This is a genomic window from Cellulomonas fimi (genome assembly GCF_028583725.1).
Taxonomy (GTDB): domain Bacteria; phylum Actinomycetota; class Actinomycetes; order Actinomycetales; family Cellulomonadaceae; genus Cellulomonas; species Cellulomonas fimi_B.
The window spans coordinates 681,591-704,074 of sequence record NZ_CP110680.1 but is presented as its reverse complement, the minus strand read 5'-3'; the positions used below and the strand labels follow the sequence as shown (position 1 = coordinate 704,074).

Sequence of the window (22,484 nt, the reverse complement as noted above, 5' to 3'; positions counted from 1 at the left end):
TGACCAGCACCGACGCCCACCCGATGTGGCTGCCCGACGAGGTGTTCCGCCCGCTCGGCAGCCGACGCGTCCGCCTCGACGTCGCTGGCACGGACGACGTCGTCCTGCGCACCGTGCACGACGAGGTGACGGCGGCGACGCACCGGTTCGGCGGCGCGCTCGTCGGCGGACCGGACGCGACGACCGGCGACCTCGCCCTCACGCTCACGTCCGACGCACCCGCCGACGGCTTCGTCGTCGGGCGGCACGACGCCGTCACGAACGTGCGCGCGGGTAGTCCGGCGGGGTTGCTCCACGGGCTGCACCACGTCGTCCGGCTCGGCGAGGCGGCCTTCGCGGACGACCTCGACGAGCGCCGCGTGGTGCCGGTCAACGGGATCCGGATGCTCGACCACTGGGACAACGTCGACGTGCACCCCGTGATGGGGCAGGTCGAGCGCGGCTACGCGGGCGGGTCGATCTTCTACGCCGACGGCCGTGTGCGCGACGACCTGTCCCGCGTCGCCGCCTACGCGCGGCTGCTCGGGTCCGTCGGCATCAACGCCGTGTCGGTCAACAACGTCAACGTGCACCGCACCGAGGCGCGCCTGCTCACCGACGGCCTGCCCGACGTCGCCCGCCTCGCGGCCCTGTTCCGCCCGCACGGCATCCGCGTGCACCTGTCGGTGTCGTTCGCGGCGCCGATGACGGTCGGCGGCCTGCCCACGTCGGACCCGCTCGACGCCGACGTGCAGGCCTGGTGGGCGGCGCGGGTCGCCGACGTCTACGACGCGGTCCCGGACTTCGGCGGGTTCGTCGTGAAGGCCGACTCCGAGGGCCAGCCCGGCCCGTTCGCGTACGGGCGCGACCACGCCGACGGGGCGAACCTGCTGGCCCGGGCGCTCAAGCCGTTCGGCGGCACGGTGTTCTGGCGTGCGTTCGTCTACGACCATCGGCAGGACTGGCGCGACCGCTCGACGGACCGCGCCCGCGCCGCGCACGACCACTTCGCGCCGCTCGACGGGCGCTTCGACGACAACGTCGTGCTCCAGGTGAAGTACGGACCGATGGACTTCCAGACGCGCGAGCCCGTCTCCCCCGTGATCGCCGCGATGCCGCACACCCGCCTCGCCGTCGAGCTCCAGGTCACGCAGGAGTACACCGGTCAGCAGAAGCACGCCGTCTGGCTGGGGCCGCAGTGGTCGGAGATCCTGCGCTTCCGCCCGTGGGGCGAGGGCGGCCGGACCGTCGCCGACGTCGCGGCCGGGACCGGGGCCGACGACGCGCCCCGCGCCGGGCTCGTCGCCGTGTCGAACGTCGGCGACGACGACTTCTGGACCGGCCACCCGCTCGCGCAGGCGAACCTCTACACGTTCGCACGTCTCGCGTGGTCGCCCGACGCGGACCCCGGAGCGCTGCTCGACGAGTGGATCGGGCTCACGTTCCCGGGCACCGACCCCGTCGTCGGCGAGACCCTGCACCGCGTCCTCGACGACTCGTGGCGGACCTACGAGGACTACACCGCCCCGCTCGGCGTCGGCTTCATGGTCCGGCCCGGGCACCACTACGGCCCGGACGTCGACGGCTACGAGTACACCCCGTGGGGCACGTACCACTTCGCCGACCGCGACGGCATCGGCGTCGACCGCACGCGCGCGACCGGTACGGGGTTCACGGGCCAGTTCCCGGCGCCCTGGCGCGACGTCTACGAGGACGTCACGACGTGCCCCGACGAGCTGCTGCTGTTCTTCCACCACGTGCCGTGGTCGCACGTGCTGCACAGCGGCGTCTCGGTCGCTCAGCACGTGTACGACACCCACGGGGACGGCGCCGCCCGCACGGTCGAGAACGCCGCCGCGTGGGACGCGATCGCGGGTCAGGTCCCCGCCGACCTGCACGCACGCGTTGCGGAACGCCTCGCCGAGCAGGTCCGCAGCGCCCACGAGTGGCGCGACCAGCTCCGCACCTACGTCTTCCGCCACAGCGGCATCCCGGACGCGACCGGCCGAACGGTGTACTGACCCGATATCCACGCGTCGCGGGCTATGAGGACGCGCTCACGCTCGTGGGTGGCCCGCCGCCCGCCTGAGCACGGTCCGGCTCGGCGTCCCGGGGCACGCCCGCGTTCCTCAGGTCAGGTGGTGAAGCGGGCGGTCGCGTCGGCGATCACCGGGGTGGCGTTGCGGACCAGGAGGGCGACGAGCGGGGACGCGAGCAGGACGAGGAGCCAGTCGGTCGCGAGCAGCGCGATGCCGACGGCGACGACGACGAGCGCGAGCACCCCGAGGCCGCTGACCGGCTTGGCCGCGAGGTAGTGCGCGGACAGCCGGGCGACGTCGCGCGTGCGGAACGCGAACAGCGACGACAGGACGAGCGCGTTCCCCGCCCACACGAGCACGGCGACGGCGACCACGAGGGACACGGTCGCGAAAGCCCCGCCGGACCCGCCCAGCGCTCCGGCGCCCGCGACGTTGACGGCGAGCACCGTCAGCACGACGAGCGTCGGCACCCACCACCGCAGCACGTCGCGCCAGTTGAGCCGGTACCCGCGCCAGTAGTGCCGCGCCGGTGACAGGTCGCGGTCGCCGGGCGGCGTCGTGAGCCAGTCGCGCCACGCGAACACCGCGGCGGCGAGCGACGGTCCGAGCGGCACGGCCGCGAGCGCGAACAGCGGCGCGTTGCCGGGCGCGCGGTCGAGCAGCACGAACGCCAGGAGGGTCGGCAACGACGTGAGCACCAGGAGCCCCTCGATCACGACGGCCCAGTAGACCGCCGCGGACCCGCGGGAGAACGGTCCGCGGCCGACCTCGGAGAACCGCTCGGCGTCCGCGCTCACGACGCTCACTCCGCCGGGCCGTCGTCGGGCGTGCGCGGCGTCGGCAGCTCCGGAGCCCCCGCGTCGACGTGGGCGCGCGCCCCGCTGAGCAGCGCGACCGCGCGGCCCGTCCCGGGCGGGTCGGCGACGAGCCGGTCGTCGGCGACGCCGAGCAGCCGGCGGTCGTCGAGGCCCTCGTGGAACGTGTCGACGACGGGCGTGACCTCGACGAACGTCACCTCGTGGCGCGCGAGGGACAGGTCGAGCGCGATGCGGCCGTCGAGGACCGGGTAGGCGGCGTGCGTCGACGACGGGCGGGCGAGGTCGCGCAGCACGTCGACCTGGCGTTCGGTCGGCGAGAACGGGCGGCCGAGCTCACGCCACGCGGCGAAGGCGTTGCCCTCGTGCTCGTTGACGCGCTCGCGCACGACGAACGCCGTCGCCGGTCCTCCCCCGTCGACCCCGGGACCCGCACCGCCGCCGACCGGGACCGACAGCCGCAGCTCGTGCCGCTCGTCGGCGGGCGCACCGTCGCTCCCGCCGACGGGCTGCCAGGCGAGCACGGTGACGCGCCCGTCGTCGTCGGCGCACACGAGGTGGTCGTCGCCGCGCGCGAGGACGTGCCGGCCCATGCGGGCCAGGAACGCGAACAGGTGGTAGGTCGGCTTGGGCACCTGCCGGTGCGTGAGCAGCCCGAACCCGCCGTGGAAGAACGACGTGGGGATCCACGCCTCCTCGAACACGTCGCAGAACGTCCAGTAGGAGAACGAGTCGACGTGGTCGCCACCGCCGACCAGGACGGGCGCGAGGTAGGCCGCGTTGTACGCGGTGTCGTGGATCGGGTTGTCCGGGCAGTAGGAGGTGTTGAACTCCGTGACGTGCACGGGCAGGTCCGCGAGCGGGTTGCCGGAGAGCAGGCGGCGCGGGGTCGCGAACTGGTCGAGCAGGTCCTGCGGCGGCTTGAGCGTCTGGTAGCTGCCGAACGGGACGTGCTGCGCGGGGCCGGACGCGTAGGCGTGCACGCTGAGGAAGTCGCACGGCACGTCGCGGCTCGTCACGAAGTCGGCGAACGGCTGCCACCACTCGTCGGCCCCGGGCGAGATGGCCGGACCGCCGACCTGCAGCGAGGCGTCGACGTCCTTGATCGCGCGCGCCGTGACCTCGTACAGCCGCAGGTACGCGTCCTGGTCGGCGTCCTTCCAGAACTGCGGGAGGTTCGGCTCGTTCCACACCTCGACCGGCCACTGCCGGACCTCGTCGATGCCGTAGCGGTCGACCAGGTGCCGCACGAGGGCGGTCACGAGGTCCGCCCAGTCGGCGTGCGAGGCCGGCGGGGTCACGTTCCCCTTCCACCAGAACACCGTCTGGTCCCCCGACGCGAGCGCCGACGGCATGAAGCCGAGCTCGACGAACGGGCGGATGCCGAGCGACAGGAACGCGTCGTGCACCTGGTCGACGTAGGTGAAGGAGTGCCGGAGCCCGGACCGGTCGCCGATCGACCAGGGGCGCAGCACGCCCACGTCGTCGGACAGCAGCCCGTGCCCGCGGACGTGCCGGAACCCGATGTCGCGCTGCACCAGGGCGAGCGAGTCGCGGTAGTCGGCGCGCAGCGCGAGGTTGAGCCGGCCGGTGCCGACACAGTGCCGCCACGCGTCGGACAGCGGGCCGAGCGGGGTGGCGGGGACGACGACGCGGGTCACGGGGCCTCCTGGAGGACGAGCACGTCGGCGGGCGCGAGGGTCAGGGCGTCACCGCGGCGGACGACGCGTCCGGTGAGGGCGTCCGTGCCCTCCACCTCGGACGTCACCGTGAGCGGCGTGCTTCCATGGTGCAGCACGAAGCGGTACCGGGTGCCGTCGGGCTGCACGCGGTCGACGACCTCGAGCGCGGGCTCGTCGGCGTGCGGACCCATGAGCCCGTGCTGGTCGAGCACGTGCCGCAGGACGCGTGCGACCCCGTCGTCGTCGAGGCCGGTGCCGACGTGCCAGGCGGCGCCCTCGCCGCGGGCGGCACGCGTGACCGCCGGCGTGCCCGCGTAGAAGTCGGCGCCGTACGTGCCGACGACCTCGGTGCCGTCGTGCGGGACGAGGAGCTCGAAGACGAGCGTCGCCGGGTGGGTCGTGGAGCCGTTCCAGTCGATCGCGCCGTCGGTGCCGGGACCGCCGAGGCGCAGCGTCACGGGGTTCGCGACGTCGGGCGCGGCGGAGTCGGTCTCCTCGACGCGGACGCCGAGCAGCGCGTCGAGCGGCGGCTCCCCGAGGAACGCGTTGTCGTCCTCGTCGACCCGGCCGCCGTAGAAGGTGGTGACGAGCGAGCCGCCGCGGTGCACGAACGCGGTGAGCCGCTCGACGACGTCGCCCTTGAGCAGGTGGAGCAGCGGCGCGACGACGACGTCGTACCCCGCCAGGTCCGCGGTCACGGGTACGACGTCCACGGCGGCGTTCGCCGACCACAGCGCCCGGTGGTACTGGAGCAGCGTCTGGACGTAGGAGACGTGCCGGTTGTAGCCGTCGGTCATCTCGACGGCCCACCACGAGTCCCAGTCGAGGAGCAGCGCGACCCGGGCGGGGGTGCGCGCACCGAGGACGCCGTCGCCCACCGTGCGGAGCGACGCACCCAGGGCCGACGCCTCGCGGAACACGCGCGTGTCGGTCCGCCCCGAGTGGTCGATCACGGCGCCGTGGTACTTCTCGCACGCGCCCTTCGACTGGCGGAGCTGGAAGAAGAGCGTCGCGTCGGCGCCGTGCGCGACGGACTGCCAGGTCCACAGCGCGAGGACGCCGGGCCGCTTCACCGGGTTCACGTCGCGCGACGCGGTGATCGAGGGCGTCTGCTCCATGACCCAGATCGGGGCGCCCCCGCCGACCCCGCGCATCGCGGCGTGCGTCGCCGCCATCCGGGCCGCCGTGCGCAGCGGGGTGTCCGCGGGCGGGTAGTTGTCCCACGTCACGAGGTCGAGGTGCGGCGCCCAGCGGTGGTAGTCGACCGGCTGGTAGAGGCCCATGAAGTTGGTCGTCACGGGCGTCGTCGCGTCGTGCGCGCGGATCGCGGCCTTCTCCGCGACGAACCCGCCGAGCAGCGCGTCCGACATGAAGCGGCGGTAGTCGAGCGTCGTGCCCTGGAACGCGGTGTGGTTCGGCCCGCGCCAGTGCTCGGACAGCATCGTCGGCGGCTGGATCTCGTCCCAGTCGGTGTACGTGTGGGACCAGAACGTCGCGTTCCACGCGTCGTTGAGCCGGTCGAGCGTGCCGTACCGCGCGCGCAGCCAGTCACGGAACCCCGCCGCACACAGGTCGCAGTAGCACGCGCCGCCGTACTCGTTGCCGACGTGCCACGCGACGACCGCGGGGTGGCCCGCGTACCGCTGCGCGAGCTGCGACGCGAGCGCCACCGAGAGCCGGCGGAAGTCCGGCGACGACGGGCAGTGGTTGTGGCGCTGCCCGTACACGTGCCGGCGGCCCTCGAGGTCGACGCGGCAGGCGTCCGGGTAGGCCCGCGCGAGCCACGGCGGCATCGCCCCCGACGGCGTCGCGAGCACGACCTCACGCCCGGCCTGCGCGGCCCGGTCGACGATCGCGTCGAGCGTCGAGAAGTCGTACCGGTCCTCGGCGGGCTGCAGGTGCGCCCACGCGAACACCCCGACCGTGACCGTCGTGATGCCGGCCTCGTCGAACGCGCGGTGGTCGTCCTCCCACACGTCCTTCGGCCACTGCTCGGGGTTGTAGTCGCCGCCGTAGCGGACCTGGTTGCTCACGATCGGCACGTCTCCCGGGACACAGGGGTGGAACGGCGGACCCGGCCGGTCCCGCGCGCAGCGACGCGGGAGCGGCCGGGTCCGGGTGGCGTCAGCCCTTCGCGGCCAGCGCCTGGTTGTAGGTCTCGACGTACTGGTCGACGTTGAGGCCCTTGAGCTCGGTCATCCACGCGTCCCACTCCGAGAGCGGGCGCGTCCCGAGGATGAACGCCGCGGTGTTCTGCAGCACCGAGTCGTTGAGCGCGGACTGCCAGAGCGTGACCTGCTCCTGCTGCATCTCGTCGAGCGGCGCGGTCGGCGCGAGCGGCAGCTCCTCCTTGTCCGCCATCGACTCGACGAACGCCCGGGTCGTCTCGGTCTGCATCGAGCCGATGAGCTCGTCGGTCGTGCCGTTCGCGAACATGAACACGCCGTTGCTGAACCCGAAGTCGGCGTTGAGCTTCTTGGTGCCGGCCGGGTTGAGGCCGTTCCAGTCGACGTCCGCGGCGAGCGTGCGGGTGTCGCCGTCCTTCGTGTACGTCGTGCCCTCGACGCCCCACTGCGCGAACTCGATGCCCTCGTCGGAGTAGTACAGCCAGTCGATCCACTGCAGCAGCGCGAGGAAGTGCGGCGAGTCCTTCGCGGCCGACGAGAGCATGAAGCCCGACGCGATGCGCGAGCCCGAGGCGACGTAGTCACCGGCCGGGCCGGCGGGGACGCGGATGAGCTTGACGTCGGCGGCGGTGTTGCCCGCGTCGGTGAACGTCTTGCGGTACGTCGTGATCTCCTGCGTGTTGCCGGAGATCGCGAGCGACTGGCCGGAGCCGAACTTCTGGATCGCGGTGTCGTCGTCCTGCGTCAGCGACTCGGGGTCGAGCAGGCCGTCCGCCACCAGGCTCGCGAAGTACTCGACGAGCTCCTTGTAGCCGTCGGTCGTCGGCGCGTAGACGAACTTCTCCTCGTCCTCGTCGAACCACAGACCCTGGCCGAAGCCCCAGCCGGCGATCGTGTCGAAGTTCGGCGCGGCGATGTTGAGCGTCGCGCCCAGCGGGCTGTTGTTCGTCGTCGACCAGCGGTCCGACATCGGCCACACGCCCGGGTTCGCCGCCTTGAGCTTCTCGAGGGCGTCCCGGAAGTCGTCCCAGGTCTCCGGGTCCTCCGTGATGCCTGCCGCGTCCCACAGGTCCTTGCGGACCGCGATCGAGTACTGCGGCTGCGGCGACTCGTACAGCCCGGGGAGCATGTAGTACTTGCCGTCGGCCTGCTCCAGCGAGTCGAGGTAGTCCTGCAGCCCCCACTCCTCGATCTTCTGCTGGAAGTTCGGCATGTACTCGACGTAGTCGCTCAGCGGCAGGATCGCGCCGCCCGAGACGAACTGCGTCTCCTGGCCCTTGTACGTCACCGGGATGAACTCCGGCGCGTCGCCCGACGAGATGATGAGCGACTTCTTCTGGTCCCAGTCGGACAGCGGCGCGCTCGTGATGTCGAACGTGACGTTGTGCTTGTCCTTCATCTCCGAGAAGAACAGCCAGTCCTCGTTGAGCGGGTAGTTCGGGTGGTCGCGGTACAGCAGCCCGAACTCCACGGGCTCCGTCGCGACGAACTCCGTGCCGGCCGCGAAGTCCTCCATCGCGCCGACGCGGTTCGCGTCCGGGATGCCGGCGTCGCCGCCCGTCTCCTCGGCCGTCGCGCCGTCGCCGGACGAGCACGCCGCCGTCAGGGCGAGGGCGAGGACCGCGATCGACGCCGCGGCGCCTGCGCGCTTTCGTGCTGACCTCATGATTCTCCTTTTCGTGGAACTCCGTCGTCCTGCACGGGAGGGGATGGGTGATGCGGTGTGTCAGCCAGAAGGGGTCACTGCTTGACCGCGCCGAGCATCACGCCCGACACGAAGTACCTCTGGATGAAGGGGTAGAGGCAGATGATCGGCAGCACGGTGAGGAGCATCGTCACGGACTGCACGTTCGCCGCGATCTGCGTGAGGCTGTCCGTCGAGCCGCCCTGGATCGACGTCCCCGACGTCACGCCCGCGAGCAGGTTCCGCAGGTACATCGTCACGGGGTAGAGCTTCGGGTCGTCGATGTAGAGGAATGCGGCGAACCAGGCGTTCCAGAACGACACCGCGTAGAACAGCAGCATCGTCGCGACGACCGCCTTGGACAGCGGCAGGACGACGCGGAAGAACACGCCGTACGTCGTCATGCCGTCGATCGCGGCCGCTTCCTCGAGCTCGCTCGGGAAGTTCTCGAAGAACGACTTCATCACCAGCAGGTTGAACACGCTGATCGCGTTCGGGAGCACGATCGCCCAGATCGTGTTGCGCATCCCGAGCTCGCTGATGAGCACGTAGTTCGGGATGAGCCCGCCGTTGAAGAACATGGTCGCGACCGCGATCCCGATGAAGAACTTGCGGCCCTTGAGGTTCCGCCGCGACAACGCGTACGCGTACGTCGTCGTGAGCGCCATCGCGATCGTCGTCGCGACCACGGTGTAGACGACGGTGTTCCGGTAGTTCCGCCAGAACATGTCGTCGCCCATGACGACGCCGAACGTCGTGACGTTGAACCCGCGCGGGATCAGGTTCACCTGCCCCGAGTTGATGTAGCCCTCGGACGAGAACGCCTGCGCGACGATGTTGACGAACGGGTACAGCACGAGCGCGCAGACGACGATCAGCAGCGCCGCGTTGACGAACCGGAAGGACCGGTACGCGCGGGAGTCCTGGACGACGCGGGGCTTGGTGCTCACCGCCGCGGCGGGCTTCGACAGGTCGGTGGTCACCACAGGCTCGCCCCTACGGTCTTGCGCGAGATCGCGTTGGCGGACAGGACGAGCGTCACGCCGATGATCGCCTCGAACAGGCCGATTGCGGTGGCGTAGGAGACGCTGTTCGAGACGATGCCGACGCGGTACAGGTACGTGGAGATGACGTCGGCCGTCGAGTAGATGAGGGGGTTCTGCAGCAGCAGGATCTTCTCGAAGCCGACCGCCATGAACGTGCCGACGTTGAGGATGAGCAGCACGATCATCGTCGGGCGGATCCCCGGCAGCGTGATGTGCCAGGTCTGCTGCCATCGGTTGGCGCCGTCGATGCGCGCGGCCTCGTAGAGCTGGTCGTCGATCGTCGTGAGCGCCGCGAGGTAGAGGATCGTGCCCCACCCGACGGTCTGCCAGACCTCGGAGCTCAGGTAGATCGTCCGGAACCACGACGCCTCCTGCATGAAGGTGATCGCGTCCCCGCCGAGTGCCGTGATGATCTGGTTGATCGTGCCGTTCACGGAAGTGAGCTGGAACACCACGCCCGCGACGATGACGACCGACATGAAGTGCGGCAGGTACGAGATCGTCTGCACCGACCGCTTGAAGTGCCGCGACCGGACCTCGTTGAGCATGAGCGCGAGCAGGATCGGCAGCGGGAAGACGATGACGAGCGTCAGCAGGCCCAGCACGACCGTGTTGGTGAACGCGTGCCAGAACTGCTGGTCGTTGATGAACATCCGGACGTAGTAGAGGCCGACCCACTCGTCGCCGAAGATGCTCGACCCGGGCCGGAACCGCCGGAACGCGACGACGTTGCCGAGGATCGGCAGGTACCGGAACACCAGCAGGAACACGAGCGGCAGGACGAGGAACGAGTACAGCCGCCAGTCCCGCTTGAGCGCCTGCCGCCACGTCGTGCGGCTGGGGCGGACGACCGTGCCGCCGGGGGTCGTGAACGTCTGCGTGCGGCGTGGGCCGCGCGCCTTGCGGGGTGCGGGGCTGCCCGCCGGCGGCGGGGCGTTGTCGGCGACCCCGACGGGCGGCGGCGCGCCCGGGGTCGTCGCGACGCCCGCGACGACGGGCTCCTGGACGCTGCTCATGCGGTCACCACCTCCGGTGCGTCGGCTCCGGTGAGCACGGCCACCTCGGTGACGAGGCGGCGGGTGTGGTCGACGGTCCGCAGCGGGCCGTCGAGGCGCGCGGCCAGCGTGGTGTGGTGGTCGGCGCTCGAGCGCGAGACCCGCAGCTCGACGTCGCCCGGCTCGACGACGCGGCGGCCGTCGGTGCCGGTGAACGCGGTGACGTCGGCGGGCACGGTGAACGTCACACGCGCCCGCTCGCCGGGGGCCAGGTCGACGCGGGCGTACCCGACGAGGCGCACGACGGGCCGCGTCACCTGGGCGACCGGGTCGTGCAGGTAGAGCTGCACGACGTCGTCGCCGGCGGCGTCACCGGTGTTGGCGACGTCGACCTCGACGACGGCCTCGCCGTCGACCGGCCACACGTCGCCGGTCGCGAGCCGCGCGTCCCAGTCGAACGACGTGTACGACAGCCCGTGGCCGAACGGGAACGCGTGCGTCGGGTCGATGTTCGACACCTGCGTGCGGCGACCGAGCGGCTGCGACAGGTACGTGCCGGGCTGGCCGGACGCGTCGGCGGGCAGGCTCACGGGCAGGCGGCCCGACGGGTTGGTCGCGCCGGTCAGCACCTCGGCGAGCGCCTGACCGCCGAGCTGCCCGGGGAAGAACGCCTGCACGACGGCCGCCGCGCGGGTCGCGAGGTCGCCGAGCGCGTACGGGCGGCCCGTGAGCAGGACGAGCACGACGGGCGTGCCCGTGTCGAGCAGCGCGCGGACGAGGTCGGCCTGGACGCCCGGCAGGTGCAGGTCGGTCGCGTCGCAGCCCTCGCCCGACGTGCCGCGGCCGAAGAGCCCGGCGCGGTCGCCCACGACGGCGACGACGACGTCGGCGGCCTCGGCCTGCGCGACCGCGTCGGCGAACCCGCTGCGGTCGGGGTCGGTGACGTCGCAGCCGCGCGCGGTCGTCGTCGTGACGCCCGCGGTGCGCAGGCCGTCGAGGACCGTCGGGATGTCGAGGCCGATCGCGTGGTCCGGGTGGTGCACGCCGACGTGCGCGGGGAACGAGTAGCAGCCGAGCATCGCGTACGGGTCGTCGGCGAGCGGTCCGACGACGGCGACGCGCTGCCCGGCGCTGATCGGGAGCGCCGCCTGCGGGTTGGTCAGGAGGACGACCGCCTCGCGGGCCAGGCGGAGCGCGACGTCCTGGCTCTCGGCGTCGTCGAACGTCAGGGTGTCGACGTCCGCCGGCAGCGGCTCCCAGCCCTCGTCGAGCAGGCCGAGCTCGGCCTTCTGCCGCAGCACCCGGTGCAGTGCGCGGTCGACGAGCGCCTCGTCGACGTCGCCACGGGCCACGGCGTCGCGCAGCGGGCGGCCGTAGCAGTGCACGGACGGCAGCTCGACGTCGACTCCCGCGCGCAGCGCCAGCGCGGCGGCGTGGCCGTCGTCGGCGGCGACCCCGTGCAGGGTGTGCAGGAAGCGGATGCCGTAGTAGTCAGCGACGAGCGTCCCGTCGAAGCCCCACGTGTCGCGCAGCAGCGTCGTGAGCAGCCACGCGTCGGCGGCCGACGGGACGCCGTCGAGCTCGGCGTACGAGTGCATGACCGAGCGCGCGCCGCCGTCCCGGACCGCCATCTCGAACGGCGGCAGGATCACGTCGGCGAGCTCGCGTCGCCCGATCGAGACCGGCGCGAGGTTGCGGCCCGCGCGGCTGGCCGAGTAGCCGGCGAAGTGCTTGAGCGTCGCGACGACGCCGGACTGCTCCAGCCCGCGCACGTAGGCGGTGCCGACCGTACCGACGAGGTACGGGTCCTCGCCGATCGTCTCCTCCGTGCGGCCCCACCGGTAGTCGCGCGTGACGTCGAGGACGGGTGCGAGGCCCTGGTGCACGCCCGCGGCCCGCATGCTCGCGCCGATCCGGGCGGCCATGGCCTCGACGAGCGCCGGGTCGAACGTCGCACCCCACGACAGCGGCGCCGGGTACGCGGTGGCCCGCCAGGCCGCGAAGCCCGTGAGGCACTCCTCGTGCACGAGCGCCGGGATCCCGAACCGGTTGGCGGCGACGACCTGCTCCTGCGACGCCGCGAGGCTGCGGGCGCCGGCGACCGGGTCCACGGGCGCCGAGCCGAACGGGCGCGTGAGCTGCCCGAGGCCGTCGGCGATGACGTCGGCCCAGGAGAGGTCCCCGGTCATGTCCGCCTGGTGCGGGGCGACGCCGCCCCCCGACGCGTCGGCGCCGACCCAGAGCCCGACCAGCTGCGACACCTTCTCGTCGAGCGTCATGGCCGCCACGAGGGCGGCGGCGCGCTCGTCCGGGGTGCGGGTCGCGTCCCGCCAGGGGGCGTGCGGTGCGTCCGTCATGGTCGTCGGCGTCCTCCCGTGCCCACGTCGTCGTGAGCGTCCGCAACTATCGCCACCGTTGGCGAAAGGTCAACGACTCGGAAACTAGACACTCCCGACAAGGCGTGTCAATCGTTTGCCAAAACTTGCCAGGATGCGCGGCCTTCACCCGGACGGCCTGCCGGAGAGCGTCGGAATGCGCCCTTCGCGGTGCTACGTTCGGACGCGATACTTGCGGTTCGCGGGAAGGTTGCGAGGATGACCAGCACGGATGCCGCAGGGCCGTCCGGGACCACCGACGGCGTCGACGAGCCCGTGCCGCCCGCGGGCGGGACGGCGACGATCGCCCTCATCGCCGCCGAGGCCGGCGTGTCCGTGCCCACCGTCTCCAAGGTGCTCAACGGCCGCACCGACGTCGCCGCGGTGACGCGCGCGCGGGTCGAGGAGGTCATCGACCGGTACCAGTACCGCCGCCGGCGCGGCCGCACGTCGACCGGCCCCGGGCTCATCGACCTCGTCTTCCACGAGCTCGACTCCGCGTGGGCCACGCAGATCATCAAGGGCGTCGAGGAGGTCGCCGGCCCCGCGCGCGTGGGCGTCGTCCTGTCCGAGCTCGGCGGCGCGCACCGCCCGCGGCAGGAGTGGCTCGACGACGTGCTCGCGCGCCGCCCGCGCGGCGTCATCCTCGTGCTGTCCGACCTCGACCCCGCGCAGCGCCGCCAGCTCGAGACCCGCTCGATCCCCTTCGTCGTCGTCGACACCGCCGGCGAGCAGCCGCCCGGCGTCCCCGTCGTCGGCTCCGCCAACTGGGCCGGCGGCCTCGCCGCGACGCGGCACCTGCTCGGGCTCGGCCACCGCCGCGTCGCCGTCATCTCCGGCCCGGTCGACGTGCTGTGCTCGCGCGCCCGCATCGACGGTTACCGGTCCGCCCTCGACGAGGCCGGCATCGCGACCGACCCCGCACTGATCCGCTACGGCGACTTCTTCGTCAACGGCGGCTACCGGCACGGGCTCGAGCTGCTGTCCCGGCCCGACCGGCCCACCGCGATCTTCGCCGGGTCCGACTTCCAGGCGCTCGGCGTCATGCGCGCCGCCCGCGAGCTCGGCCTGCGCGTCCCCGAGGACGTCTCGATCGTCGGGTTCGACGACCTGCCCGTCACCGAGTGGCTCGGCCCCGCGCTCACGACCGTCCACCAGCCGCTGCACGAGATGGCCGCGACCGCGACCCGCCTCGTGCTCGCCCTGGCCCGCGGCGAGACCCCGACCAACCAGCGCATCGACCTCGCCACCGAGCTCGTCGTGCGCGAGAGCACCGCGCCGCCGCCCGTCACCGTCTGACGCCGCGCGGCCCGCCGGCCCGACGACCCGTCGCGACGACGCGACCCGACCCGGAGGACCACCGTGGCCCTGTTCGACCTGCCGCTCGCCGAGCTGCGCACGTACCGCCCCGACCTCCCCGAGCCCGACGACCTGGACGCGTTCTGGTCCGCGACGCTCGCCGAGGCGCGCACGCACGACCTCGCGGTGACCGCCACGCGCGTCGACACCGGGCTGACGCTCGTCGACACGTGGGACGTGACGTTCGCGGGCTTCGGCGGGCACCCGATCCGTGCCTGGTACACGCGTCCCGCGGGCGTCGACGGGGACCTGCCCGCGGTGGTGGAGTTCCTCGGGTACGGGCGCGGGCGCGGCGAGCCGATCGAGCGCCTGACCTGGGCGAACGCCGGGTACGCGCACCTGCTCATGGACAGCCGGGGGCAGGGCGGGCAGCACGGCAACGGCGGCGTGACGCCCGACCCCGTCGGCTCCGACCCGGCCGCGCCCGGCTTCGTCACCCGCGGCATCCGGTCGCCCGGGACGGCCTACTACCGGCGGCTCTACACCGACGCCGCACGGGCCGTCGACGCGGTGCGCGCGCTGCCCGGCGTCGACGCGTCGCGGGTCGCCGCGCTCGGCAACAGCCAGGGCGGCGGCATCGCGATCGCGGTCGCCGGGCTCGTGCCCGACCTCGCCGCGGTCGCCGCGAGCGCCCCGTTCCTCTGCCACATGCAGCGGGCCGTCGGGCTCGTCGACACCGAGCCGTACGCCGAGATCGTGCGCTACCTCGCCGTGCACCGTGGAGCCGAGGACGACGTCTTCCGCACGCTGTCGTACCTCGACGGCGTGCACCTGGCCCGTCGCGCCCGCGCCGCCGCCCTCTTCGCCACCGGCCTGCGCGACACCGTGTGCCCGCCGTCGACCGCGTTCGCCGCGTTCAACGCCTGGGCCGACGGCGACCCGTCCGTGCCGCGCGACATCGCCGTCTACCCGTTCAACCACCACGAGAACGGCGACGCCGTCCACCACCGCCGCGTCCTGACCTGGTTCGCGACCCACCTCTGACGCTCAACCCGTGGCCCACGCCGCCGAACGCAACACCAGGCGCGTCTGCCGGGTGTTCCGCGGGCGTCATGTTGCGTTCGACGGCCGCGGGAACCCCCGGGGGGCGGCGGCGGGTGGCACGGTCAGGTCGTGGTGAGGACCGTGTCGAGGGTGCGGAGGAACGCCGGGCGGGCGTCGCGGTGGACGCTGTGGCCGGTGCCGGGGAGGTTGACGACCGTCAGGCGCGCTGCGTCGGGGCCGGCGTCCGTCACGGCGGCGAGAGCACGCGCCACGAGGGGCGGGCCGACGATCGTGCGGTCCGGGTCGCCCGTGACGAGCGTGACGGGGATGCCCGACGCCGTGATCTCGCCGACCGCGGCCGGCCAGTCCCGCTCGGCCCACCGGTGCGGGACCGCGGCCAGCCGCGGGTGCAGGCCGGCGCGGGCCGCGGCCCAGGGGGCGCGCTCGTCCTCGGGCCACGTCGGGTCGTCGCGCCGTGACTGCGCGACGAGCTCCTCGACGGGGGTGTCCCGCGCGGCGACGGCGTCGGCGAGCCAGGGCGGCGGGACGTCGCCGGCGGTCCAGGCCGGATCGACGAGCACGACGGCCGCGACGAGCTCGGGCGCGGTCAGCGCGACCTCCTGCGCCACGAGCCCGCCCATCGAGTGCCCGACGACGACGACGCGCTCGGTGCCGGGATCGGCCCGCAGCGTCGCGACCACGTCCGCGCCCAGGGCGCTGACCGCGAACACGTCGGGCAGCGGCCGGCCGCCGTGCCCGAGCGCGGTCGGCGTCAGCACCCGCCGGTCGTGCACGTGCGCCACGACCCCGGGCCAGCAGTCGCCCGAGTCGGACAGCCCGTGCAGCAGGACGAGCGGCGCGCTCACCGGCCGGTGCCGTCGACCGCGTGGGGCTCGATCGCGGCGATCTCGTCGTCGGTCAGCGGCGGCGCGGACAGCGCGGCGACGTTGTCCTCGAGCTGCGCGACCGATGACGCCCCGACCAGCGCGGACGTGATCCGGGAGTCGCGCAGGACCCACGTGAGCGCGAGCTGCGCGAGGGACTGCCCGCGACCGGCGGCGATCTCGTTCAGCGCCCGGGCCCGGGCCAGGTACGTCTCGGACAGCGCCGACGGCTTGAGGAAGTGTCCGACGGCCGCGCGCGAGTCGGACGGCACGTCGCCCGACAGGTAGCGGCCGGTGAGCAGGCCCTGCGCGAGCGGCGAGAACACGATCGTGCCGATGCCGAGGTCCCCGACGACGTCGAGCAGCGACTCCGACTCCCCCTCGGCGACGTTCTCGACGTGCCGGTTGAACATCGAGTACGACGGCTGGTGGATGAGCAGCGGCGTGCCGAGGTCCGCGAGCACGCGCTGCGCGGTGCGCGTCTGCGAGGGCGAGTAGTTCGAGATGCCCGCGTACAGCGCCCTGCCGCTGGTGACCGCGGTGTGCAGCGCACCCATCGTCTCCTCGATCGGGACGCTCGGGTCGGGGCGGTGCGAGTAGAAGACGTCGACGTAGTCGACCCCGATGCGCGCGAGCGACTGGTCGAGCGACGCGAGCAGGTACTTGCGCGACCCGCCGTCGCCGTACGGTCCGGGCCACATGTCGTAGCCGGCCTTGGACGAGATGACGAGCTCGTCGCGGTACGGCTTGAGGTCGCGCTGCAGGATGCGGCCGAAGTTCGCCTCCGCCGAGCCGTACGGCGGGCCGTAGTTGTTGGCGAGGTCGAAGTGCGTGATGCCCAGGTCGAACGCGCGGCGCAGGACGGCCCGCTGCGTCTCGAGCGGCGTCGTGTCGCCGAAGTTGTGCCACAGGCCGAGCGACAGCGCGGGCAGGTCGAGGCCGCTGTGCCCGGAGCGACGGTAGGTCATGGCGTCGTACCGCTCGTCCGCGGCGCGGTAGACGGGCTCGGTGGGCATCGCGGGGCGTCCTCTCGGCGGTGGGAGCGTGCGTCGCCACGCTAGCCCGCGCGGCGCCGGTCGGCCGAATCGATCCGATCCGGGTGCCGCCTAGGATCGGCGCGTGCTGCACGTCGTGTTCTTCGAGCCCCGCATCCCCGGGAACACCGGCAACGCGATCCGCATGGCGGCGGGCACGGGCGCGACGCTGCACCTCGTCGAGCCCCTCGGGTTCGACCTGTCCGAGGCGCGGCTCAAGCGGGCCGGGCTCGACTACCACGACCTCGCGCACGTCGTCGTCCACGCGTCCCTCGACGCGCTGCTCGACGCCCTGCCCGACGCGCGCGTGCTGGCCTTCACGACGCAGGCCACGACGTCCTTCGCCGACGTCGTCTACCGCGACGGCGACGCGCTCCTCTTCGGTCCCGAGCCGACCGGGCTGCCCGCCGACGTGCTCGCGCACCCCCGCGTCGACACGCAGCTGCGGATCCCGATGCTGCCCGGCCGCCGCTCGATGAACCTCTCGAACGCCGCCGCCGTCGCCACGTACGAGGCGTGGCGACAGCTCGGCTTCCCGGGCGGCGCCTGAGGGACGACGACGTCAGAGGTCGACGACCTCGACGAGCTCGTCGCCGCCGAGCAGCGAGCGGACCTCCGGCAGGCCCGACGCCCGCAGACGCCAGCGGTCCTTGGCCTCGCCGAGCCGGCGCAGCGCGAGCCGCAGCAGCTCGTCCGGTGTACCGCCACCGGGCTCCGACCACACGACGACCGCGTGCAGGGACGGCCAGTCCGCGGGTGCGATCCCCGACGCCGGCACCGCGAGCCGCTCGACGAGCTGCTGCCGCAGACCCTCGGCGACCTGCGCGGCGTGCTCCTCGTCACGCGCGTGCAGCGTCGCCGCGAGCGCGAGCTCGTCACCGCCGGTGCGGGCGGCGTCGGACCGGACGGGCGCGATCCCCCGCAGGCGGGCCCCGAGCGCGGCGAGCACGACGTCCGCGAACGCGTGCCCGCGCGTCGCGTTGAGGTTCCGGAAGCCCCGGACGTCGAGCAGCACGAGGACGACACGTGCCGCGGTCCCGTGCAGGTCCGCGCACCGCTGCGCGAGCCGGTGCTGGAGCATCGCGCGGTGCTCGAGGCCCGTGAGCGAGTCGTGCAGGGACCGGACGGCGAGCAGCGTCGACAGCGCGTGCACGAGGTCCGACGTGCTCGCGACCGCCCACACGTCCCCGGCGACGACGACGTCGTCGTACCTCCGCTCGTCGTGCCGCTCCATCGCCCGGACGGCCACCTCGGAGACGGGCGCGGACGGCGGTGCGACGAGCGGCGCCCAGTCGGCGATCTCGCCGGTCTCGCGCCGCGCGTGCACGGCGCGTCCGTAGCCGAGGCGACCGGTCATCGCGGCGGTGAACCGGGTCCTCGTGACGAGTCCGATGCGGCCGGGCTCGACGGGGTCGCGGACCGCGACGGTCGTGACGTGCGGCGAGCGGAACAGCACCTCGAGTCGCGAGACCGGCATGTCGGCCTCGACCACGTCGACGGCGCGCGCGAGCTCCTTCACGGTCGCGGCGGCGGTGGTCCGGTAGTCGCCCAGGGCGTGCTGGAGCCGGTCGGCGAGAAGCGTCAGGTCGTCGTCCACCCGGGCATCATTCTCGCAGGTCAGCGGGCAGAACGGACACGTCGCCGGAAGTTCACGGACCGTTCCCCGCGGGCTCGGTGACGGTTCACCCCGCCGGTCGGGCGACGACGCCGCCCGGGGCGACGCGGGCGCGCACGCGGGGAGACGCCGGGTCGAGGTCGAGGCCGACGCGCGGCCCGAGATCCGGTCCCCCGCCGCGCCGCGTGCCCGGCACCCCCGCGTGGGAGAGGATCGGTCGATGTTCACGACGCGCCCCGAGCTCACCGGCACCTTCGGCATGGTCGCCTCGACGCACTGGCTCGCCAGCGGCGTCGGGATGCGGGTCCTGGAGGCCGGCGGGAACGCGTTCGACGCGGCCGTCGCCGCCGGGTTCGTCGTCAGCGTCGTCGAGCCGCACCTGTGCGGGCCGGGCGGCGACGCGCCGATCATCGGCCACCGCGCGTCCGACGGGCACACCTTCGTCGTGTGCGGTCAGGGCACCGCCCCCGCCGGCGCGACGATCGACGCGTACCGCGACCTAGGGCTCGACCTCGTGCCCGGGACCGGGCACCTCGCGGCTGTCGTCCCCGGGGCGTTCGGCGCATGGCTCGACCTGCTCGCGCGCTACGGGACGATGACGCTCGAGGACGTGCTCGCGCCCGCGGCGGCGTACGCGCGCGACGGGTTCCCGCTGCTGCCGACGGCCGCGCGGACCGTCGCGACGGTCCGTGACCTGTTCGCCGAGCACTGGCCGACGTCGGCCGCGGTGTACCTGCCGGGCGGCGCCGTGCCCGAGGGGGGCGCGCGCTTCCGCAACGTCGCGCTCGCCGACACGTTCGACCGGATCCTCGCGGAGGCGCGGGCCGCCGGGGCCGACCGGGAGGCGCAGATCGAGGCCGCCCGCCGCGCGTTCTACGAGGGGTTCGTCGCCGAGGCCGTCGACGCGTTCGTCACCGGGACACCCGTGCACGACTCGTCGGGCCGCGCGCACACCGGCTTCCTCACCGCGTCGGACCTCGCGGCCTGGCGCCCGACGGAGGAGCCGACCACGACGCTGCGCTTCGCCGGGCGGACGGTCCACAAGACCGCCGCGTGGGGGCAGGGTCCCGTCCTGCTCCAGCAGCTCGCGATGCTCGACGCGCTCGACGTCGCGCCGCTCGTGCGGGCCACCGTCGGCGACACGCGGCCGTCGGGCGCGGTCACCGAGCTCGTGCACACCGTCGTCGAGGTCGCGAAGCTCGCGTTCGCCGACCGGGAGGCCTGGTACGGCGACACCCCCGACGTGCCGCTCGCGGCGCTCCTGTCGCCCGCGTACGCGGCGGACCGCGTGCGGCTCGTCGGGGCCGAGGCCGCCGACGGGCTGCGGCCGGGGCGGCCCGACGGCCGCGACGCCGTGCTGTCCCCCGTGCTGCGCCGCGTCGAGCGGCCCGCCGCGGTCGCGGGCGTCGGGGAGCCGACCGTGTCGACCACCGGCGCGACCCGGGGCGACACCTGTCACGTCGACGTCGTCGACCGCTGGGGCAACCGCGTGTCCGCGACCCCGTCGGGCGGCTGGCTGCAGTCGAGCCCGGTCGTGCCCGGGCTCGGCTTCCCGCTGCCGACCCGCGCGCAGATGTTCTGGCTCGCGCCGGGGCTGCCCGGCTCGCTCGGACCGGGCCGCCGGCCGCGCACCACGCTCAGCCCGGGTCTGGTGCTCGACGACGACGGGCGCGGCTTCGCGTTCGGGACGCCCGGCGGGGACCAGCAGGACCAGTGGACCGTGCCGTTCCTGCTGCGCCACCTGCTCGGCGGGCTCGACCTGCAGGCCGCGATCGACGAGCCGTCGTGGCACTCGTCGCACGTCCCCGAGTCGTTCTACCCCCGCACCCACGTCCCGCGCGGGCTCGTCGCGGAGTCGCGGCTGGGCGCCGAGGTGCTCGCCGCGCTCACCGACCGCGGGCACGCCGTGCAGGACGCCGGACCGTGGGCGCTCGGCCGGATCAGCGCCGCGGGCGTGCGGGCCGACGGGTTCCTCGTCGCCGCGGCCAACCCGCGGGGCATGCAGGGGTACGCGGTCGGCCGCTGACCGCTCGCGTCGGGGCCGCCGGAGGTCCGACGTCTCCCGGGCGCCGGACGCGTGTCTGTGCGGCGACTGTGCGCCCGCTGCGGAAGTCGTCCGATGTCTACCGGGCAGTACGGCAGGTTCATGAGGGTTCCATGAGGATCTTCATGCGTACGGAGGCAAGAGGTCCGACCACTGCTAGCGTCCGAGCCATGCACGATGTCGTGGATGCTCATCTCCAGGTGTGGAACCCCGACGCCGTCCACTACCCCTGGATGACCGGGGACGTCGCCGTCGTCGAGCGCCCCTTCCGGGTCCCGGACGTCGAACCCGACCTCGTCGACGAAGGCGTCGGCAAGGTCGTCCTCGTCCAGGCGGCGGACAACCGGGCGGACTCCGAGCTCATGCTCTTCCAGGCCCTCTCGTGCCCCCGCGTCGCCGGCGTCGTCGCCTGGGTGCCGCTGACCCAGCCCGAGGACGCGGCCGCCCAGCTCGACGCCTGGCGCATGGAGCCCGTCGTCGGCGTCGGACACCGCGTCCACGAGGAGCCCGACCCGCAGTGGCTGCTCCAGCCCGCGGTCGACGAGTCGCTCGACCTCCTCGCCGAACGACGCCTCACCCTCGACGTGCCCGCGCACACGCCGACCCTGCTCGGCCAGGTCGCGACGCTCGCCGAGGCCCACCCCAAGCTCACGTTCGTCGTGCAGCACCTCGGCGCACCCCCGCTCGCGGCCCTGCGGCACGGCGAGCGCGACGCGTGGACGCACTGGTCCGCCATGATCGGCGCCGTCGCCCAGCTCCCCAACGTCGTCGCCAAGCTCTCCGGGCTCGGCGCCGCCGCCGGGCCCGGCTGGACACCCGAGCACCTGCAGCCGGCCGTCGACCGCGCGCTCGAGCTGTTCGGACCCGACCGGCTCATGCTCGGTTCCCACTGGCCGTACGCGCTCGTCGACGGCGACTCCTACGGCCGCGTGTGGCACGGGCTGCGCAGCACCGTCGACCAGCTCCCCGACGACGCGCGCGCCCTGGTCCTCGGCGGGACGGCCAACCGCGTCTACGGGCTCCCGCTCGACGACCTCTGACCGACCACGCCCGCGACGGCGCGCCACACGGAATACTGCAGACGTGTCCCGATCCGAGGATGTCGTCGACGGCATCAAGCAGATGATCCTGGACGGCCTGCTCGGGCCGGGTGACCGCCTGCCGGCGGAGAAGGAGCTCGCCGGCACGCTCGGCGTCTCCCGCGGCTCCCTGCGCGAAGGCGTCCGCGCCCTCGGCACCCTCGGGATCCTCGACTCCCGCCACGGCGACGGCACCTACGTCACGACGCTCGACCCCGCGCGCCTGCTCGCGCCCGTCTCGTTCGTCGCCGACCTCCAGCACGACGCCGAGTTCCACGCCGTCCGCCGCCTGCTCGAGACCGAGGCCGCCGGGCTCGCCGCGCTCCACATCGACGACGAGGACGTCCAGCTCGCCCGCGCCGCGCTCGACGAGTCCGCCCGCGCCCTGTCCGCCGACCCCCTCGACCACGAGCGGCTCGCCGCCGCCGACGTCGCGTTCCACGCCGTCATCGCCCGCGCATCCGGCAACTCCGTGCTCGCCGCGCTCATCGACGGCATCGCCGGCCGCACCTCGCGCCGGCGCCGGTCCGCGCACGACGACGGGCTCGAGGACCGCACGTTCGTCGAGCACGAGGCGATCCTCGCCTCGATCGTCGCGCGCGACCCCGACCGCGCACGGCTGCGCATGGCCACCCACCTGCTGAGCCTGGAGGACGCGATCACCGGGTCGGACGTCGCCACCGCCGACCACGCCCGCGCCGAGGCCGTCCCCGCTCGCTGAGGCGCCGCCGCTCTGGCCACGGC

17 protein-coding genes are annotated in these 22,484 nt (G+C 73.6%); 7 read left to right on the top strand and 10 right to left on the bottom strand.

Annotation, left to right across the window (positions count from 1 at the left end):
• Positions 1–23: 23 nt before the first annotated feature.
• Complete coding sequence (locus tag OOT42_RS03165) at positions 24–2,000, top strand: alpha-glucuronidase (RefSeq protein WP_423775996.1); 1,977 nt, start codon at positions 24–26, stop codon at positions 1,998–2,000.
• Positions 2,001–2,113: 113 nt separating this feature from the next.
• Here the strand turns inward: OOT42_RS03165 and OOT42_RS03160 are convergent, their stop codons facing one another.
• From OOT42_RS03160 to OOT42_RS03130, 7 genes are all read right to left on the bottom strand, one after another.
• Positions 2,114–2,815: a YesL family protein gene (locus tag OOT42_RS03160; protein ID WP_273653504.1), complete on the bottom strand. Its 702-nt coding sequence runs from the start codon at positions 2,813–2,815 to the stop codon at positions 2,114–2,116.
• Between the two features lie 5 nt (positions 2,816–2,820).
• A complete protein-coding gene (locus tag OOT42_RS03155) occupies positions 2,821–4,494 on the bottom strand; it encodes a GH39 family glycosyl hydrolase (RefSeq protein ID WP_273653503.1) in 1,674 nt (557 codons plus the stop codon).
• Complete coding sequence (locus OOT42_RS03150) at positions 4,491–6,548, bottom strand: beta-galactosidase (protein ID WP_337251883.1); 2,058 nt, start codon at positions 6,546–6,548, stop codon at positions 4,491–4,493. The genes OOT42_RS03155 and OOT42_RS03150 overlap by 4 nt, the downstream gene beginning before the upstream one ends.
• Positions 6,549–6,639: 91 nt before the next feature.
• The gene (locus OOT42_RS03145; RefSeq protein ID WP_273653501.1) at positions 6,640–8,307 is read right to left on the bottom strand and encodes an extracellular solute-binding protein; all 1,668 of its coding nucleotides are present in this window, start codon (positions 8,305–8,307) and stop codon (positions 6,640–6,642) included.
• A gap of 74 nt (positions 8,308–8,381) precedes the next feature.
• Entirely contained in the window at positions 8,382–9,311 is a 930-nt protein-coding gene (locus OOT42_RS03140; protein WP_273653500.1) for a carbohydrate ABC transporter permease, read from the bottom strand.
• Positions 9,305–10,387 carry an ABC transporter permease gene (locus tag OOT42_RS03135; RefSeq protein WP_273653499.1) on the bottom strand — a complete coding sequence of 361 codons (1,083 nt, stop codon included), beginning with the start codon at positions 10,385–10,387 and terminating at the stop codon, positions 9,305–9,307. The genes OOT42_RS03140 and OOT42_RS03135 overlap by 7 nt, the downstream gene beginning before the upstream one ends.
• Positions 10,384–12,723: a glycoside hydrolase family 3 N-terminal domain-containing protein gene (locus OOT42_RS03130; RefSeq protein WP_273653498.1), complete on the bottom strand. Its 2,340-nt coding sequence runs from the start codon at positions 12,721–12,723 to the stop codon at positions 10,384–10,386. Before OOT42_RS03130 ends, OOT42_RS03135 begins: the two co-directional genes overlap by 4 nt.
• Positions 12,724–12,960: 237 nt before the next feature.
• On the opposite strand from OOT42_RS03130, the gene OOT42_RS03125 reads away from it, so the two are divergent.
• A complete protein-coding gene (locus OOT42_RS03125; RefSeq protein WP_273653497.1) occupies positions 12,961–14,040 on the top strand; it encodes a LacI family DNA-binding transcriptional regulator in 1,080 nt (359 codons plus the stop codon).
• A gap of 63 nt (positions 14,041–14,103) precedes the next feature.
• Positions 14,104–15,084: an acetylxylan esterase gene (locus tag OOT42_RS03120; RefSeq protein ID WP_273653496.1), complete on the top strand. Its 981-nt coding sequence runs from the start codon at positions 14,104–14,106 to the stop codon at positions 15,082–15,084.
• A 122-nt stretch (positions 15,085–15,206) separates the two neighbouring features.
• On the opposite strand, the gene OOT42_RS03115 is transcribed toward OOT42_RS03120, so the two are convergent.
• Positions 15,207–15,950, bottom strand: coding sequence for an alpha/beta fold hydrolase (locus OOT42_RS03115; protein ID WP_273653495.1), 744 nt, complete (start codon positions 15,948–15,950; stop codon positions 15,207–15,209).
• Positions 15,947–16,984, bottom strand: a complete 1,038-nt coding sequence (mgrA, locus tag OOT42_RS03110) for an L-glyceraldehyde 3-phosphate reductase (protein WP_273653494.1) — start codon at positions 16,982–16,984, stop codon at positions 15,947–15,949. Before mgrA ends, OOT42_RS03115 begins: the two co-directional genes overlap by 4 nt.
• Positions 16,985–17,087: 103 nt before the next feature.
• On the opposite strand from mgrA, the gene OOT42_RS03105 reads away from it, so the two are divergent.
• On the top strand, positions 17,088–17,552 hold the full coding sequence (locus OOT42_RS03105; protein WP_273653493.1) for a tRNA (cytidine(34)-2'-O)-methyltransferase: 465 nt from the start codon (positions 17,088–17,090) through the stop codon (positions 17,550–17,552).
• A gap of 12 nt (positions 17,553–17,564) precedes the next feature.
• Here the strand turns inward: OOT42_RS03105 and OOT42_RS03100 are convergent, their stop codons facing one another.
• Positions 17,565–18,599 (bottom strand): diguanylate cyclase domain-containing protein, encoded by a 1,035-nt coding sequence (locus OOT42_RS03100; RefSeq protein ID WP_273653492.1) that lies wholly within the window; start codon positions 18,597–18,599, stop codon positions 17,565–17,567.
• Between the two features lie 238 nt (positions 18,600–18,837).
• On the opposite strand from OOT42_RS03100, the gene OOT42_RS03095 reads away from it, so the two are divergent.
• The 3 genes from OOT42_RS03095 (at position 18,838) to OOT42_RS03085 (ending at position 22,461) form a co-directional block, all read left to right on the top strand.
• On the top strand, positions 18,838–20,643 hold the full coding sequence (locus OOT42_RS03095) for a gamma-glutamyltransferase family protein (protein WP_273653491.1): 1,806 nt from the start codon (positions 18,838–18,840) through the stop codon (positions 20,641–20,643).
• 188 nt (positions 20,644–20,831) lie between these two features.
• Positions 20,832–21,701: an amidohydrolase family protein gene (locus tag OOT42_RS03090; protein ID WP_273653490.1), complete on the top strand. Its 870-nt coding sequence runs from the start codon at positions 20,832–20,834 to the stop codon at positions 21,699–21,701.
• Positions 21,702–21,744: 43 nt separating this feature from the next.
• On the top strand, positions 21,745–22,461 hold the full coding sequence (locus OOT42_RS03085; RefSeq protein ID WP_273653489.1) for a FadR/GntR family transcriptional regulator: 717 nt from the start codon (positions 21,745–21,747) through the stop codon (positions 22,459–22,461).
• Positions 22,462–22,484 lie beyond the last annotated feature (23 nt).